This window comes from Rhodococcus sp. 05-339-2 (assembly GCF_002258965.1).
Lineage (GTDB): Bacteria > Actinomycetota > Actinomycetes > Mycobacteriales > Mycobacteriaceae > Rhodococcoides.
The window spans coordinates 511,378-526,295 of record NZ_NOYW01000018.1; the positions used below are offsets into that span (position 1 = coordinate 511,378).

Consider the following 14,918-nt stretch of genomic DNA (forward strand, 5'->3'; position numbering starts at 1 on the left):
CATTCACTGTGAGAATCACCCGACCGCTTCGCTTCGGTGTCGCCATCGCCGCTCTGTCCATCGTCGCCACCGCCTGCGGCGGCGGAGAGGAAGCTCGCACCATCTCGAGCAGCGCCGAGTCCGGCAACCTCATCGTCGGCATCAAGTTCGACCAGCCCGGTCTCGGTCTGCGCAATCCCGACGGCACGTTCAGCGGCTTCGACGTCGAGGTGGCCAAGTACGTCGCCGGCAAGCTCGGTGTCGACGAGGCCAACATCGAGTTCAAGGAGTCCCCCTCGGCGCAGCGCGAGACTCTGATCGAGAACGGCGAGGTCGACTACATCGTCGCCACCTACTCCATCACCGACACCCGCAAGGAAAAGGTCGGTTTCGCCGGCCCGTACTTCGTGGCGGGACAGTCGTTGCTCGTTCGTGAGGACAACACCGACATCACCGGTGCCGATTCGCTCAACGACGGCAAGCGACTCTGCTCGGTCACCGGTTCCACCCCGGCCCAGAACATCGCCGACGAGTACCCCGGCGTGCAGCTGCAGCCGTTCGACACGTACTCCGCATGCGTCGAGGCGCTGCGCAACGGCACCGTCGATGCGGTGACCACCGACGACATCATCCTCGCCGGCTACGCCGCTCAGTCCCCCGGACAGTTCAAGGTGGTCGGTGAGCCGTTCACCACGGAGAACTACGGCATCGGCCTGAACAAGGACGACACCGAAGGACGTAACCAGATCAACGACGCCATCGAGGAGATGGTGTCGAGCGGTGCATGGGAGCAGGCCTTCAACGACACCGTGGGCGCATCGGGCTACCCGCTGCCGACCCCGCCCACCGTCGACCGCTACTGATCGACCCTCTCGTCGTGTTCCGCGAGCGCGTGCGCGCGGAACACGACGGTTGGATCTCGCCGAGCCGTGAGGATCAACAAGCACCGTGAACCTATTGAGCAAGTACGGCGATCAATTGATCGACGCGTTTCTCTCGACCATCTACCTGACGTTGGCATCCCTCGTCGGCGCGCTGGTCATCGGAACGATCATTGCCGCGATGCGGGTGTCACCCATCCCGATCGCGCGTGGCATCGCCGCGACGTACGTCACCATCTTCCGTAACACCCCGTTGACCCTGATCATCCTGTTCACCTCGTTCGGCCTGTACCAGACCATGGGTGTCTCGCTCGCGTCGGAATCGTCCTCGACCTTCCTCGACGACAACAACTTCCGCCTGGCAATCCTCGGTCTGAGTGTCTACACCGCGTCGTTCGTCGCAGAATCTCTGCGATCGGGAATCAACACGGTCCCCGTCGGTCAGGCCGAGGCCGGCCGCTCACTGGGTATGACGTTCACCCAGAACATCTCCATCGTCGTTCTGCCACAGGCGTTCCGCGCCGTGGTCGGACCGCTCGGCAGTGTCGTGATCGCACTGACGAAGAACACGACGATCGCATCGGTCATCGGCGTCGCCGAGGCGTCGTTCCTGATGAAGAACATGATCGAGAACGAGGCCGCGATCTTCGTGGTCGGCGGCATCTTCGCGCTCGGTTTCATGATCCTGACGCTCCCGACCGGGTTGCTGTTCGGCTACATCAGCAAGCGATTGGCGGTGTCATGATGAGTGATGCAGTAGCAGTTCTCTACGACGTTCCGGGCCCGAAAGCGGTGCTGCGCTACCGGATTCTGACCGGGGTCGTTGCCGTCGTCTCGCTGGGCGTCGCGTTCCTCATCTACCGAGCACTCGACTCCAAGGGTCAGTTGACCGCCGAGAAGTGGGATCCGTTCCTCGAATCGACCACGTGGACCACGTATCTGATCCCCGGAATCCAGGGCACGCTGGTTGCAGCGGCGCTCTCGATCGTGTTCGCACTGATCCTCGGTGCCGTCCTCGGTATCGGCCGCCTCTCGGATCATCGCGCGGTACGGATCGTCAGCGGCGCGATCGTCGAGGTGTTCCGCGCAGTACCCGTACTGATTCTGATGATCTTCCTGTACGCGGTCTACGCCGATTACGAGGTCTTCAAGGTCAAGTACCTGGCGTTGGCGGCCGTGGTCACCGGCCTGACGCTGTACAACGGATCGGTCATCGCCGAAATCGTTCGCGCGGGAGTCAATTCACTGCCCAAGGGGCAGCGGGAAGCTGCATCCGCGCTGGGAATGCGCAAGAGCCAGGTCATGCTTCTGGTTCTGCTCCCCCAGGCCGTCACCGCCATGCTTCCGGCGATCATTTCGCAGATGGTTGTGGCGTTGAAGGACTCGGCGCTCGGTTACGTCATCGGGTACGTCGAAGTGGTCCGTTCCGGTCAGCAGGTAGGCGCGTTCTACAGCAACTACCTCCCCTCGCTGATCATCGTCGCCGTCATCATGATCATCATCAACTCCGCGTTGACAAAGCTGGCCACCGTGGTCGAACGTCGTTTGCGTTCGCGTAAGCGCAAAGCCGGCGCGACCGACGTGGTTCCCGCTCTCGATGGTGGTCAGGCAGCCTGATCACCATCGAGAGCAACGAGTAAGGCCCGCAACACCGATGGTGTTGCGGGCCTTACTGTTTCTCGACGGCTCCTACTCGAGGTGGACGATCACATCGAGTCTGGGCCGTCGAAGCCTTCGGTGTCGGCACCTGCGCGGTCGAGTTGCTCCTTGACCACCGCGAACGCCATGCCCTGCGAGTAGCCACGGCGCGCGAGCATGCCGACCAATTTTCGGACAACCTTGTCACGCTCTGCGCGGGCATCCGGCCCACTCGAGTCCGGCAACTGCAGTGTGCGAAATCGCTTGCGTACCAGCTCGGCTGCGCGCTGACGTTCGTCGTCGGCATCGATCGTATCCAGTGCGTGCAGAGCGAGTTCGTTACTGACTCCCTTGTTGCGGAGCTCCATACTCAGTGCGCGTTTACCCTTGCCCGAGTACTTGTGCCGGGATTGAACCCATTGCTGCGCGAAGGACTCGTCGTCGACAAGCTTTGCCTTTTCGAGCCGGTCGAGAACGGCGTTCGCGATCTCGGCAGTGAAGCCCTTCTTCGCAAGATTTGCTTCGAGTTCGTGCCTGCTACGCGCTCGGTCGGTCAGCAACCGAAGGCAGACATCTTTCGCCTGCGCCTCGGTGCCGCCACCCTCGTCTCGCTGCTGCACAGCGACAACAGGTTAGAAGTCCACCGGAGCGGCTGCAGGCTCCTCCGCGGTGACGTCCGCGCCGATCTGCAGCTTCTCCATGATCTTCTTCTCGATCTCGTCCCGCACGTCGGGGTTCTCGAGCATGAACTTGCGGGCGTTCTCCTTGCCCTGACCGAGCTGGTCACCCTCGTAGGTGAACCACGAACCCGACTTGCGGATGAAGCCGTGCTCGACGCCCATGTCGATCAACGAGCCCTCGCGGCTGATGCCCTTGCCGTAGATGATGTCGAACTCGGCCTGCTTGAACGGCGGCGCAACCTTGTTCTTGACCACCTTGACCCGGGTGCGGTTACCGATGGCGTCGGTTCCGTCCTTCAGGGTCTCGATGCGGCGGATGTCGAGGCGAACCGAGGCATAGAACTTCAATGCCTTACCACCGGTGGTGGTTTCGGGAGAGCCGAACATGACGCCGATCTTCTCGCGCAGCTGGTTGATGAAGATCACGGTGGTACCGGAGTTGCTCATCGCGCCGGTGATCTTGCGCAACGCCTGGCTCATCAGGCGGGCCTGCAGACCGACGTGACTGTCGCCCATCTCGCCCTCGATCTCGGCGCGCGGTACCAGTGCCGCCACGGAGTCGATCACGAGGATGTCGAGTGCACCCGAACGGATCAGCATGTCGGCGATCTCGAGAGCCTGTTCACCGGTATCGGGCTGCGACACCAGCAATGCATCGGTGTCGACACCGAGCTTCTTGGCGTAGTCCGGATCCAGAGCGTGCTCGGCGTCGATGAAGGCCGCGATGCCGCCTGCTCGCTGAGCACTGGCCACCGCATGCAGGGCGACGGTGGTCTTACCCGAGGATTCCGGACCGTAGACCTCGATGACACGTCCACGCGGCAACCCTCCGATGCCGAGTGCCACATCGAGCGCGATCGATCCCGTGGGGATGACGGCAATGGGCTGGCGGACCTCGTCACCGAGGCGCATCACCGAACCCTTGCCGAAGTTCTTGTCGATCTGCGCGAGTGCGAGATCGAGCGCTTTGTCGCGATCGTATGCAGCCATCGTGAGCTCCCTGTGTCGTGTCGTTCAGCTGTGTCGTGTCGATCAGCTTTGTCGTCGGTAACGCTAGATCGGGGTACCGACAAGAAGTTTCTCGACACCGACCGGCAACCGTTGACCCAAGCATAGGGGAACACGTGTTCGAGTCAACTACCGCAGCAATCGACACGCCGAGAGGATCGACAGGACCTGGGGAACTACCAGCGTTCTCTCGGTACATCGAACTCGTAGCAGATCGACCGCCACACTTCCCGTGGATCGACGCCGTCCTCGATGGCCTGCGCTCCGGTTCGGCCGATACCGGACAGCACGTGATCGGTCAGCAGCGAATCGCCACGAACGGAGCCGAACTCCTCGGTGAGCAGTTCACGAAATTCGGTCAGACGCACAACGACAACCCTAACGTCCGCGCCGTGGAGTGCTGCGGTCGAGCACCCGATGACAGACGGACACGGGATCCTCGACGGACTGCGCCCCGTCCGCCGCCGTCGCCGCCGCCCGGGCGAAGCGCGGATCGGACAGTACGCGGGCCACCGCGTCGGCGATCGAGGTCGGCGTCGGGGGTCGCACGATGACGGCACTCCCCTGCCGTGCGGCGCGGTTGGCCAGCTCCCACTGATCGCCACCGCCCGGGACGGTCACCACCGGAACGCCGTGCATGAGCGCCTTGGCCAGCATTCCGTGCCCACCACCGCACACCACCACATCGGCGTGACGCAGCAGTTCGTCCTGGCGGCCCAAACCGGCGTTCGCCCAGTTCGGGAGTACGGCGGGAACTCCGTCGAGAACGGACGCCACCACCCGAACTCCCCTGCCTTCCAACCCTTTCAGCGCCATCTCGAGCATTCCCTCCGCCCCGGTGAAGGCTGTCGACGGCGCGACCATCACCAGCGGTGACGTGCCGTCCGGAGTGTCGAGCAGGTCGTCCGTCGGTTCCCACAGCAGTGGGCCGACCACGTGGGCGTCCTCCGGCCAGTCGGGACGGCGCACCTCGAGCGCAGGAATGGTGGCGACGAGCCGAGCAGCCGGGCCCGGATCCTCGGCAGGCAGCCCGATGCTCGTCCGTGCGCTGGACCGCTGAGCTCGTCCCTGAGCGATCGAGCGTGCCGTCAACGCGCGCATCACGGTATCGCGCAACCTGCCGCGAACCCCGGTACCCGGAGCCAGGCCACTTCCGATGGGAGGCAACCCTTTCGAGGGCGAATACAGTGGATGGGGCGAGAGCTCCACCCAGGTGATCCCGAGCCGCTCCGCGGCCATGCCGCCCCCTGCGGTCAGGATGTCGGACACGACGAGATCGACGTTCTCCCGCTCGAGGTCGGGCAGCAACTCGGTCGAGACGAACGCCGCCCGTGAATGGATACGTTGTCCGGCGTCGAGATCGTCGTCCTCCGGCCGCGGCGCAAGACCACCCAGCGGAAACGCCCGCAGCCCCGCTGCGTGCGCGTCGGACACCCAGCGGCTACCGGTGAAGAGGATCGGTTCGTCGCCTGCCGCGCGGAAGAGCAGGGACAGCGCGATCGCCGGAAAGGCATGCCCCGGATCGGGCCCGGCCACCACTGCTACTCGCACGAACCCAGCGTGCCACACTCGAGCCGTACCGCTCGACGGGTGCCGGGATCAGGTCGGGAGAGCCGGCCCGAACCCGAGCGGCGAAATGTGCACTCGGTCCCGATCGCGGTCGACGCAGACTCGTTCACGCACTCTCGGGCCGCAGGTAACTGTCCACTGCGTACGCCATCTGACGCGTCACCTCGGTCCCCGAGACGCGCTCGGACACCATCTCCGCGGACTGCACCGCGGACTGCACCATCAGTAGCACCAGCGTGGCCAGCGTCGTGGGATCCCCTGCGCGAATCGAGCAATCACGTTGTCCGGCAACGACCAGAGAAGACAACGCGTCGATGATCAACGACTGACTGGTTCCGAGACGATGAAGAATGTACGTGGCCAGCACGTCGGAATCGGAACGTAGAATCTTCACGAACAACGGATGGAGTCGGATGCGGTCGGCCACTTCACCCACGGCAGTGACGATCTGATCGCGAGCCGACGCGGTGGCGTCGAAACTCGGAATCAGGGCACCGATCTCACGAGTGAGCAGGCTCGACACCACAGCTCGCGTGTCGGCCCATCGCCGGTACACGGTGGGCCTGCTGACCTTGGCGCGGCGCGCGATTTCGGCCAAGGTGGTGCGCTTGACGCCGTGTTCGAGGATGCAGGACCGGGCCGCGTCGAGAACGGCGTCTTCGACCGACTTCTCGGGAGCTTCTGTTCGGGACGGCGACTGCAGGGGCTCGGACGAGGCAGGACTCGACACCGGCTGCTCGATCACGTGCCACCCTTCGTAGTTCGGACAAAAGGACTGTATTTCCAGCAATAACAGTCTCTTTCGTTACAGTACCTCACGGTTACACGCACCTTCGGCCCCGAAATCACCGGCCACACGCCCGAACAACGTACGCCGGAGGCATACCGCTGCGAATCGCCTCGGTCACCACCACGGGAACCGTCGACCCTGGCAAGCTGATCGATGTGATCGACGAATCGTTGCGACCATGACCCGATCGGTGACGGTGTTGACCAATCCGATGGCCGGCGGTGGTCGCGCGGGCCACGCCGGGCGGTGCGCCGTGGCGCGCTTGCGGGAGCGAGAACTTCACGTCACGACCATCGAAGGCCGCACGCCGGGGGATGCATTGTCATTGCTCGAGAAGGCCGTCGGCAGCGGTACGGACGCCGTGGTCGCCGTCGGCGGCGACGGGCTCGTCAATCTCGTCGTTCAAGTGCTCGCCGGCACCGACGTTCCGATGGGCCTGATCCCGGCAGGCACCGGCAACGACCTGGCCCGAACCCTGGGACTACCTCGCGACGACGCTGCCCACGCAGCCGACATCGTCGCCGACAACCTCACGCGCGCAATCGATCTCGGACGGATCGGCGACCGATGGTTCACCACCGTCCTGTCCAGTGGTTTCGACTCGCTGGTCACCGAGAGGGCCAAGCGACTGCGCTGGCCGCGCGGACCTCTCCGGTACAACGCGGCCATGGTGCTACAGCTGGCGTCACTCACGAAGCTCCCGTACGTCATAGAACTCGACGATGCCGAACTTCGACTCGATGCCACCTTGGTCGCGGTCGGAAACGGCAGGAGTTACGGAGGCGGTATGGCCGTGTGCCCTGCCGCGCGAGTGGACGACGGTCTGCTCGATGTCACCGTCGTTCGCGGGGCGAGTCGGACGCGCCTGCTCGGACTGTCGCCGACTCTCTATCGGGGAACACACATCGACTTACCGGAGGTCGACACGTACACCTCGACGCAGGTCACCTTGCGGTGCGACGGAATCGTCGCCTACGCCGACGGGGAACGTGTCGCGGAACTACCCGTCACGGCACGCTGCATACCGCGGGCCCTTCGGGTGTTCGTCGAGCAGGGCTCTGCTGCTCTCGGGTGACGGAACACCGCATCGGCGTCAGAACTTCAGCGACGAGCGATCGTTGTCGGAGGCGATCGCCTTGTACAGCCACACCAGTCCCATCACGATCGCGCCTGCCACCACCAGCCAGAACAGACCCTTGATGATGCTGCCCAGAAGCGCGAGCGCAATCCAGATCAGAACGATGAATCCCAGAATCTTCCAGAACATGAGTGCTCCTACCGTGTCGCCGCGCACCGTGTCGTATCGCGTACGTCGATCCTGGCATCCGGCCGCGACGAACACATCGGGGTGAACCCTGAATTGTCTCAGCGGTGCCGCGACCGGATCTGATCGATTTCGGTGAGTGCCTCGGCCCATCCCTGCAGTCGATCCGTCGCCGACAACAGCTCACGTCGGTGCGATTCCACGACCGTCGTCGACGCTGGTCCGGCGGGGCCGGTCATCCGCGCGGCCGCGGCGACGAGCTGCTCGTACTGATCGACCCCGGTCGCGAGTTCGGCTGCCGCCGAGGCTATTGCGCCGCGGAGGTGCTCGCGGGTCACAGCGCTCGCCGCCCCCGCACGTTCCAGAGCAGCGATGTCGACAGCAACTCCTTCGAGACCGCGGGCCGCATCGGAAGTAACCCCGATCATCTCCTCGACGTCGTCGGTACCGATCGTCTCGGACCTCGCGAGGATCCCCAGCAGCTCGAACAGACTCTGCTCGGCACCGGCCAGTCGGGCCATCGACTCGTACGCGGCGGATCCGCGCTGCGGCGACACGCGCTTGGTGGGCAGGCCGACGGGGACCGGTTGGGCGCGAAGACGCCGCAGCCGCGTCACCGCGAATGCCGCCGGTACCGCCATGAGGGCAGCACCACCGCCGCCCACGAACAGAGTCCACTCCGGAGCCGACAGCACGGCCATCCCCGCGGTTCCCACCGCTGTCGTCGTGGACGCAGCACCGAACCTGATTCCGCGTCTTCTGGCACGGCGAATCTTCTTCAGATGCTTGACACGGGGGTCTTTCCGACGGCCGGCGGCGTCGAGGATCGAGGTACCGACACTTCGAGCGGACTCCGCCAGAGATCTGACCACTGCACCGGACTCGGAGACGGCGGTGGTCAAGGATTCTCGATCGAGCGAAACGGCCGGCCGCTTACGCGACCGGCCGGATTCGTGATCTCTTCTACCCATCTCGGCGCTGCTGTCGGACGACCGAGTTGTTCGTCAGGTCGATCTACGCCTGAGCCGGGGGCTCGGGCGTCGCGTCCGGGGACTTGGCAATCGACGGCTTCGCCGTGGCATTTCCCGACGGCAGCGAGTCGCCTGCCATCGAAGCGCGGATCTGCTCGAGGCGGCTGTGGCCCGCCATCTGCACGGATGCCTGCTGGACCTCCATCATGCGACCGGAGACCGAGTTCTGAGCCAGCTCCGCCGATCCAAGGGCGTCTGCGTAGCGACGTTCGATCTTGTCCCGGACGGCGTCGAGGCTCGGGGTGTTGCCGGGCGCGGACAGGGTGCTGTCCATCGACCGAAGGGATTCGCTGACTTTCTCCTGCATCTTCGCCTGCTCGAGCTGGCTGAGCAGCTTGGTGCGTTCGGCGACCTTCGACTGCAGGGCCATGGCGTTCTGCTCGACGGCCTTCTTGGCCTGAGTGGCCGCCTGCAGCGACTGATCGTGCAGGACCTTGAGATCCTCGACGCTCTGCTCGGCGGTCACCAGCTGCGCGGCGAAGGCCTCGGCGGCGTTCGTGTACTGCGTGGCCTTCTCGATGTCGCCCGCGGTGGCGGCCTGATCGGCCAGCGTCACCGCTTGCCGAGCGTTCGCATTGAGCTTCTCGACCTCGTCCAGCTGCCGGCTGAGCTTCATCTCGAGCTGGCGCTGATTACCGATGACGGACGCGGCCTGCTGGGACAGAGCCTGATGCTGGCGCTGTGCGTCCTCGATCGCCTGCTGAATCTGAACTTTGGGGTCGGCCTTCTCGTCGATCTTGGAATTGAAGAGCGCCATCATGTACTTCCAGGCTTTGACGAAAGGATTAGCCATGGGGTGGTCCTGCCTCCATCTGTTGCGCCGCGGTGGCCGCGTACGGGTCGGCTGCTCTCGCAGTGACCGAAATGAACCTGTCCGTGCTGTGAAAGTCGGGTGCGTGATCTGGGTCAGGAGTGGAAACTGGTTGCTTTTCCGATCTTAGGCGGCGGCGAGAGCTCTGGCAGCAGGTGCCGGAATCACGACGCGAGTATCGCCGTCGATACGGGTGGCGACCGCTGCCTCGTCGAGCCGCGCTGCGGCGGTGGAGGCGTCGGACAGCGTCACACTGACATCGCTCATGACGTCCGAGAGCGGGACGGCGAGTGCGTCGCAGATCGCGGCGAGGAGTTCGCTCGATGCCTCCTTGCGACCGCGTTCCACCTCGGAAAGGTATCCGAGGCTCACGCGTGCGGTGTTCGAGACTTCACGCAGGGTTCGGCTCTGTGCGACGCGAGTACGCCGCAAACTGTCGCCGAGTGCTTCACGCAATAGCAGCGCCATCTCGCTCCTCCTCGTTGGTGTTCGTGCCGACGACTGTGCCGTCGGGACGACAACGTTCATATCTCGTTCGTCCGGAGCCGTCACGATGTTCAACGTCCCAGCCGGTCCGATTGGTTCCCGACCCTATATGCCCGTTCACTCCAACACGTGCCGAAGCTGCTCCGACACGGCTCCCAAGACTGTATCCCGCCGAATCCTCATCCTGCTCGCCCGCGCGCCACACAGCCGCTGCGGAGGGCACGTCGGAGCGATTCACGTCGAGGACACGCCTCGGCGCAGGCGAACGGCCTGCACCACGTAGTCCAGGCCGGTGTACACGGTGAGCAGTACCGCCAGCGCCATCAAGGCAACGGCGAACGGGTCGACGACACTCGGCAGCGGGCACAGGTACACCCCAATCGCGAACGTCTGCACCAGTGTCTTGACCTTGCCGCCGCGGCCTGCGGGTATGACGCCGTGGCGGATGACGGCGAACCGCACTGCGGTGATGCCGATTTCTCGCACTCCGATGATCACCGTCACCCACCACGACAGGTCGCCCAACATCGACAGCCCGACGAGCGCGGCGCCGATCAACGCCTTGTCGGCGATGGGGTCGGCCATCTTCCCGAAGTCGGTGACGAGACCGTACTTGCGGGCCAGCTGGCCGTCGATCCGGTCGGTGATGGCAGCGGCGGCGAAGATCGCGGTCGCGGTCAGCCGCCAGGAGGTGTCGTGGCCGCCGCCGACGAACAGCGCTGCGAGAAAGACCGGAACCAGTGCGATCCGGAGCACCGTGAGAACGTTCGCGATATTGAGCAACGGCACTTCGTCCGGGCCGCCGGCGACAGCGTTGCTGTGGGGCAGTCCCGTCGTGCGCGGAGCATCATCCGGTCCGGAGGCGCGGTTGCCGGAAATCTCACCGCTGGACGGAACGCCGTGATCGGGCGCAACCGGCCCGGTCATCGGCACACCCGCGAGCCGTCGACGACGTACCGGCTCGTATGTCCGCTGTTGCGCAGCACCGATCCGCCGAGACGGGGACACAGCTGCAGAAGCGACACACGGAAAGTTTATCGGTTGAGGGACTGACTACTGTTCACCCCATGACTTCTGGGCCGAATCGGGCGAGTCGCGACATCGCAGACCCCGAATCCGACGTGCATTCCGACCTCGCGGACCGTGGCTCCGTGAACGACGGCACCCTCGTCGTGCGTCGAGCCAGGACCTCCGACATCCCCGAGATCAAACGTTTGATCGACATCTACGCAGGACGCATCCTGCTCGAGAAGAACCTCGTCACCCTCTACGAGGCGGTGCAGGAGTTCTGGATCGCCGAACGTGACGGTGAGATCATCGGCTGCGGTGCGTTGCACGTGCTGTGGGCCGATCTGGGCGAAGTTCGCACGGTGGCCGTCGATCCTGCGGCGAAGGGGCACGGCGCAGGCCACCTGATCGTCGCAAAACTGATCGAGGTCGCTCGTGAGCTGGCACTGCAGAAGGTGTTCGTGCTGACCTTCGAGGTGGATTTCTTCTCCCGACACGGGTTCGCCGAGATCGACGGAACCCCGGTCACGGCGGAGGTCTACGCGGAGATGTGCCGGTCGTACGACACCGGCGTGGCCGAATTCCTGGACCTTAGCTACGTCAAACCGAACACTCTGGGCAACACGCGGATGCTGCTCTCGCTCTGACAGAATTCCGGTATCAATCCTCGAATCCGGAAGAGAGCTCCATGCCCCTGATCGCCGTCACATACACCTACTCCCCCGCCACCACGGAGGGACGCGACACCCATCGCGCGGCACATCGCGCCTGGCTGGCCGATCTGCTCGACCGGAAGACCCTGGTGTCGAGCGGACCGTACGCCGACGGCAGCGGGGCGCTGCTGCTGGTCGAGGGACCGGATGCCGCCACCGTCGAAACGCTGTTCGCCCAGGACCCTTTCGCGGTGGAGAACCTCATCGAGACGGCGACGTTCCACGAGTGGACGCCCGTCATGGGGACCTTCACGTCCTGATCGGCCCGCTCACCCGGTTCGGGTGAATGGACCCTTGCACCGCCCAGACGGCTGCAGTGGTCCATTCACCCGGGACCGGGGAGCGCTCAGAACTCGTCCGACGCGGGCTGCTCGTCCGGGTCGCCGCCCTTGATCGACCACAGCAGACCGTCGAGCTCGTCCGGCTTGACGAGCACCTCGCGGGCCTTCGATCCCTCGCTCGGGCCGACCACCCCGCGGTTCTCCATCAGATCCATCAATCGCCCGGCCTTGGCGAATCCGACTCGCAATTTTCGCTGCAACATCGACGTCGAACCGAACTGACTCGTCACGACCAACTCGACCGCCTGCAACAGCACGTCGAGGTCGTCGCCGATGTCGGGGTCGACATCCTTCTTGTCCGAGACCTTCGCTGCGGTGACGGTGTCGTTGTACTCCGGCTCCGCCTGATTCTTGGCGAAGTCGACGACTGCCGCGATTTCCTCGTCGGTGATGAACGCACCCTGTAGACGTGTCGGCTTGCCCGCACCCATCGGCAGGAACAAAGCGTCACCCATACCGATCAGCTTCTCCGCACCCGGCTGATCCAGGATTACGCGAGAGTCGGTCAGGGACGAGGTCGCGAAGGCCAGACGGGACGGGACGTTCGTCTTGATCAGACCGGTCACGACGTCGACCGAGGGTCGCTGGGTGGCGAGCACCAGGTGGATACCGGCGGCGCGGGCCTTCTGCGTTATCCGCACGATCGCTTCCTCGACGTCGCGGGGAGCGGTCATCATCAGGTCGGCCAACTCGTCGACGATCGCGAGGATGTAGGGATAAGGCCGATAGACGCGCTCGCTGCCGAGGGGTGCGGTGATCTCGCCGGAACGCACCTTCTTGTTGAAGTCGTCGATGTGGCGGACCTTGTTGATCTGCATGTCCTGGTAGCGCTGCTCCATCTCCTCGACGAGCCAGGCCAACGCCGCGGCAGCCTTCTTGGGCTGCGTGATGATCGGAGTGATCAGGTGCGGAATGCCCTCGTAAGGCGTGAGCTCGACCATCTTCGGGTCGATCAGGATCATCCGAACCTCGTCCGGCGTCGCCCGCGCGAGCAGTGAGACGAGCATCGAGTTCACGAAGCTCGACTTACCGGAACCGGTGGATCCGGCCACCAGCAAGTGCGGCATCTTCGCGAGATTGGCACTGACGAAGTCGCCCTCGATGTCCTTGCCCAGTCCGATCACCAACGGATGGTGATCCTTGCGGGTCGACGGCGCGGTCAGCACGTCCGCCAGGCGGACCATCTCCCGGTCCGAGTTGGGTACCTCGATACCGACCGCGGACTTCCCGGGGATCGGCGCGAGCAGGCGAACGTTGTCGGTGGCGACGGCATAGGCGATGTTGCGTGCGAGCGCGGTGATCTTCTCGACCTTGACGCCGGGTCCGAGCTCCACCTCGTAGCGAGTGACCGTGGGCCCGCGGGTGAAACCGGTGACCGCGGCATCGATCTTGAACTGTTCGAGTACCTCGGAGATCGCCTCGATCATGGCGTCGTTGGCCTGGCTGCGGGTCTTGGGCGGATCACCGTCGATCAGCAGCGACAGCGACGGAAGCGTGTAATCGCCGTCGACGACTCGATCGACGACGATCTTGTCGTCCTCGGCTGCCTGCTTCGGTTCGGCCGCTTTGACGATCGGCTTGGGCTTGGGTCGTGGGGCCGCGACCGGCTCGGGGGCAGGTGCGGGGACAGCCGCGTCGGGCACGATGACCTCGGTGGCCGCCTCGGGTGGCGGGGTCTTGCGCGCGCGGGGCGGCTTGGTGACCGGGATGTACTCCTCGGTCGGGTAGTTGTCGTACGGGTCCGCGCTGCCGTGGACCGGGTAGCCGTCGGCGTCGAAGTTGCTGTCGTAGTCGCCGTAGCCCTCGTCCCCGAACTCGGAGCCGAAGTCGGCCGGGTCGTACTCGTCGTATTCGTCACCGCGACTGTCTGTGCCGAACAGTGCTCGCATCCGATCCGGCACGTCGCGCACGGTGGTGCCGGTGAGCAGGAGTACTCCGAACAGACCGGCGAGCAGCAGCAGCGGCACAGCCAGCCACACGGTGAGGCCGTCGGCGATGGGTCCGCCCGCTACGTAGCCGACGAAGCCTGCGCCCTCGGATCGGCCGGCGGCATCGGTCGGTGAACCGGCGGCCATGTGCCACAGTCCGAGGATCGGCAGACCGAGCAGGATCGAGCCCAGGACCAGTCGCGGTCGTACCTCGGGATGCGGTTCGGACCGCATCAGAACAACGGCGATCGCGACACCGAGCACGGGCGCGACGTAGCCGGCTTCGCCGATGACGGCGCGGATGCCCACCTCTATCCATTCACCGACCGGTCCCCCGGCGCTCAACCAGACACTCGCGGCGACGACCACGCTGACGGCGATCAGTCCGAGCGCGATGCCGTCACGGCGGTGGCCGTGCTCGATGTCAGCTGCCTTGCTCACCGTCCGAGTCGTGGCACCGACTCCGCGTGCCGCCATCGACCAGGTGGACGCGATGCCCCGGCCGATCGCATCGAGAGCACCGCGTGACTTCTTCTTCGCCGCAGGCCGCCGAGCCGTAGACGCACCCCTGGCGGGCCCCTTGCCGCGCGAGGATGCGTTCGCACGGGAGGTCGCCGGGTTGCGCGGCGCGGTGGGCTTCTTGGGCGTGGTGACGGTGCGCGCGGTGCGGCCGCCACCGGATTTACGGGCGGTGCCGGACGCGCGCGAGGAGCCGGATCCACTGGACCCGGCCCTGGCGGTGGAGGTGCTGGTCTTTCCTGCCATGCCCCCAGGCTAGTCGCAACAGCCCC

The 14,918-nt window shown here is 64.9% G+C and carries 17 protein-coding genes; 6 read left to right on the forward strand and 11 right to left on the reverse strand.

The features are described from left to right. Positions 1-8: 8 nt before the first annotated feature. From CH273_RS20080 to CH273_RS20090, 3 genes are all read left to right on the forward strand, one after another. On the forward strand, positions 9-842 hold the full coding sequence (locus CH273_RS20080) for a glutamate ABC transporter substrate-binding protein (protein ID WP_045195442.1): 834 nt from the start codon (positions 9-11) through the stop codon (positions 840-842). 85 nt (positions 843-927) lie between these two features. Then, a complete protein-coding gene (locus CH273_RS20085) occupies positions 928-1,605 on the forward strand; it encodes an amino acid ABC transporter permease (RefSeq protein ID WP_032377154.1) in 678 nt (225 codons plus the stop codon). After that, positions 1,605-2,477: an amino acid ABC transporter permease gene (locus CH273_RS20090; RefSeq protein WP_032397888.1), complete on the forward strand. Its 873-nt coding sequence runs from the start codon at positions 1,605-1,607 to the stop codon at positions 2,475-2,477. The genes CH273_RS20085 and CH273_RS20090 overlap by 1 nt, the downstream gene beginning before the upstream one ends. Positions 2,478-2,566: 89 nt before the next feature. On the opposite strand, the gene CH273_RS20095 is transcribed toward CH273_RS20090, so the two are convergent. The 5 genes from CH273_RS20095 to CH273_RS20115 all read right to left on the reverse strand — a co-directional run bounded on the left by CH273_RS20095 (position 2,567) and on the right by CH273_RS20115 (position 6,458). After that, complete coding sequence (locus CH273_RS20095; protein WP_032397887.1) at positions 2,567-3,118, reverse strand: regulatory protein RecX; 552 nt, start codon at positions 3,116-3,118, stop codon at positions 2,567-2,569. 12 nt (positions 3,119-3,130) lie between these two features. Beyond that, positions 3,131-4,168 (reverse strand): recombinase RecA, encoded by a 1,038-nt coding sequence (gene recA, locus CH273_RS20100; protein WP_008716921.1) that lies wholly within the window; start codon positions 4,166-4,168, stop codon positions 3,131-3,133. Positions 4,169-4,362: 194 nt separating this feature from the next. After that, positions 4,363-4,554 (reverse strand): DUF3046 domain-containing protein, encoded by a 192-nt coding sequence (locus CH273_RS20105; protein WP_032397886.1) that lies wholly within the window; start codon positions 4,552-4,554, stop codon positions 4,363-4,365. A gap of 10 nt (positions 4,555-4,564) precedes the next feature. Next, positions 4,565-5,737 (reverse strand): glycosyltransferase, encoded by a 1,173-nt coding sequence (locus tag CH273_RS20110; protein WP_032398399.1) that lies wholly within the window; start codon positions 5,735-5,737, stop codon positions 4,565-4,567. Between the two features lie 124 nt (positions 5,738-5,861). Continuing rightward, positions 5,862-6,458, reverse strand: coding sequence for a TetR/AcrR family transcriptional regulator (locus CH273_RS20115; protein ID WP_052050488.1), 597 nt, complete (start codon positions 6,456-6,458; stop codon positions 5,862-5,864). Positions 6,459-6,723: 265 nt separating this feature from the next. Here CH273_RS20115 and CH273_RS20120 point away from each other — a divergent pair, with 265 nt between their 5' ends. After that, complete coding sequence (locus CH273_RS20120; protein ID WP_032397885.1) at positions 6,724-7,620, forward strand: diacylglycerol kinase; 897 nt, start codon at positions 6,724-6,726, stop codon at positions 7,618-7,620. Between the two features lie 18 nt (positions 7,621-7,638). Here the strand turns inward: CH273_RS20120 and CH273_RS27800 are convergent, their stop codons facing one another. The 5 genes from CH273_RS27800 to pgsA form a co-directional block, all read right to left on the reverse strand. Next, positions 7,639-7,812, reverse strand: a complete 174-nt coding sequence (locus tag CH273_RS27800) for a hypothetical protein (protein ID WP_032398397.1) — start codon at positions 7,810-7,812, stop codon at positions 7,639-7,641. Between the two features lie 98 nt (positions 7,813-7,910). Further along, positions 7,911-8,711, reverse strand: a complete 801-nt coding sequence (gene pspM / locus CH273_RS20130) for a phage shock envelope stress response protein PspM (RefSeq protein ID WP_179275535.1) — start codon at positions 8,709-8,711, stop codon at positions 7,911-7,913. A 112-nt stretch (positions 8,712-8,823) separates the two neighbouring features. After that, positions 8,824-9,633, reverse strand: a complete 810-nt coding sequence (locus tag CH273_RS20135) for a PspA/IM30 family protein (protein WP_032397884.1) — start codon at positions 9,631-9,633, stop codon at positions 8,824-8,826. 144 nt (positions 9,634-9,777) lie between these two features. Next, complete coding sequence (locus CH273_RS20140; protein ID WP_032397883.1) at positions 9,778-10,119, reverse strand: helix-turn-helix domain-containing protein; 342 nt, start codon at positions 10,117-10,119, stop codon at positions 9,778-9,780. Between the two features lie 252 nt (positions 10,120-10,371). Beyond that, positions 10,372-11,064 (reverse strand): CDP-diacylglycerol--glycerol-3-phosphate 3-phosphatidyltransferase, encoded by a 693-nt coding sequence (gene pgsA, locus CH273_RS20145; RefSeq protein ID WP_371828394.1) that lies wholly within the window; start codon positions 11,062-11,064, stop codon positions 10,372-10,374. 140 nt (positions 11,065-11,204) lie between these two features. Between pgsA and CH273_RS20150 the strand changes: the two genes are divergently transcribed. Together CH273_RS20150 and CH273_RS20155 are read left to right on the forward strand one after the other, a co-directional pair. Continuing rightward, the gene (locus tag CH273_RS20150) at positions 11,205-11,792 is read left to right on the forward strand and encodes an amino-acid N-acetyltransferase (protein WP_230597007.1); all 588 of its coding nucleotides are present in this window, start codon (positions 11,205-11,207) and stop codon (positions 11,790-11,792) included. 41 nt (positions 11,793-11,833) lie between these two features. Then, the gene (locus CH273_RS20155) at positions 11,834-12,118 is read left to right on the forward strand and encodes a YciI family protein (protein WP_032397882.1); all 285 of its coding nucleotides are present in this window, start codon (positions 11,834-11,836) and stop codon (positions 12,116-12,118) included. 86 nt (positions 12,119-12,204) lie between these two features. Here the strand turns inward: CH273_RS20155 and CH273_RS20160 are convergent, their stop codons facing one another. Next, entirely contained in the window at positions 12,205-14,892 is a 2,688-nt protein-coding gene (locus tag CH273_RS20160; protein WP_179275523.1) for a DNA translocase FtsK, read from the reverse strand. Between the last annotated feature and the right edge of the window lie 26 nt (positions 14,893-14,918).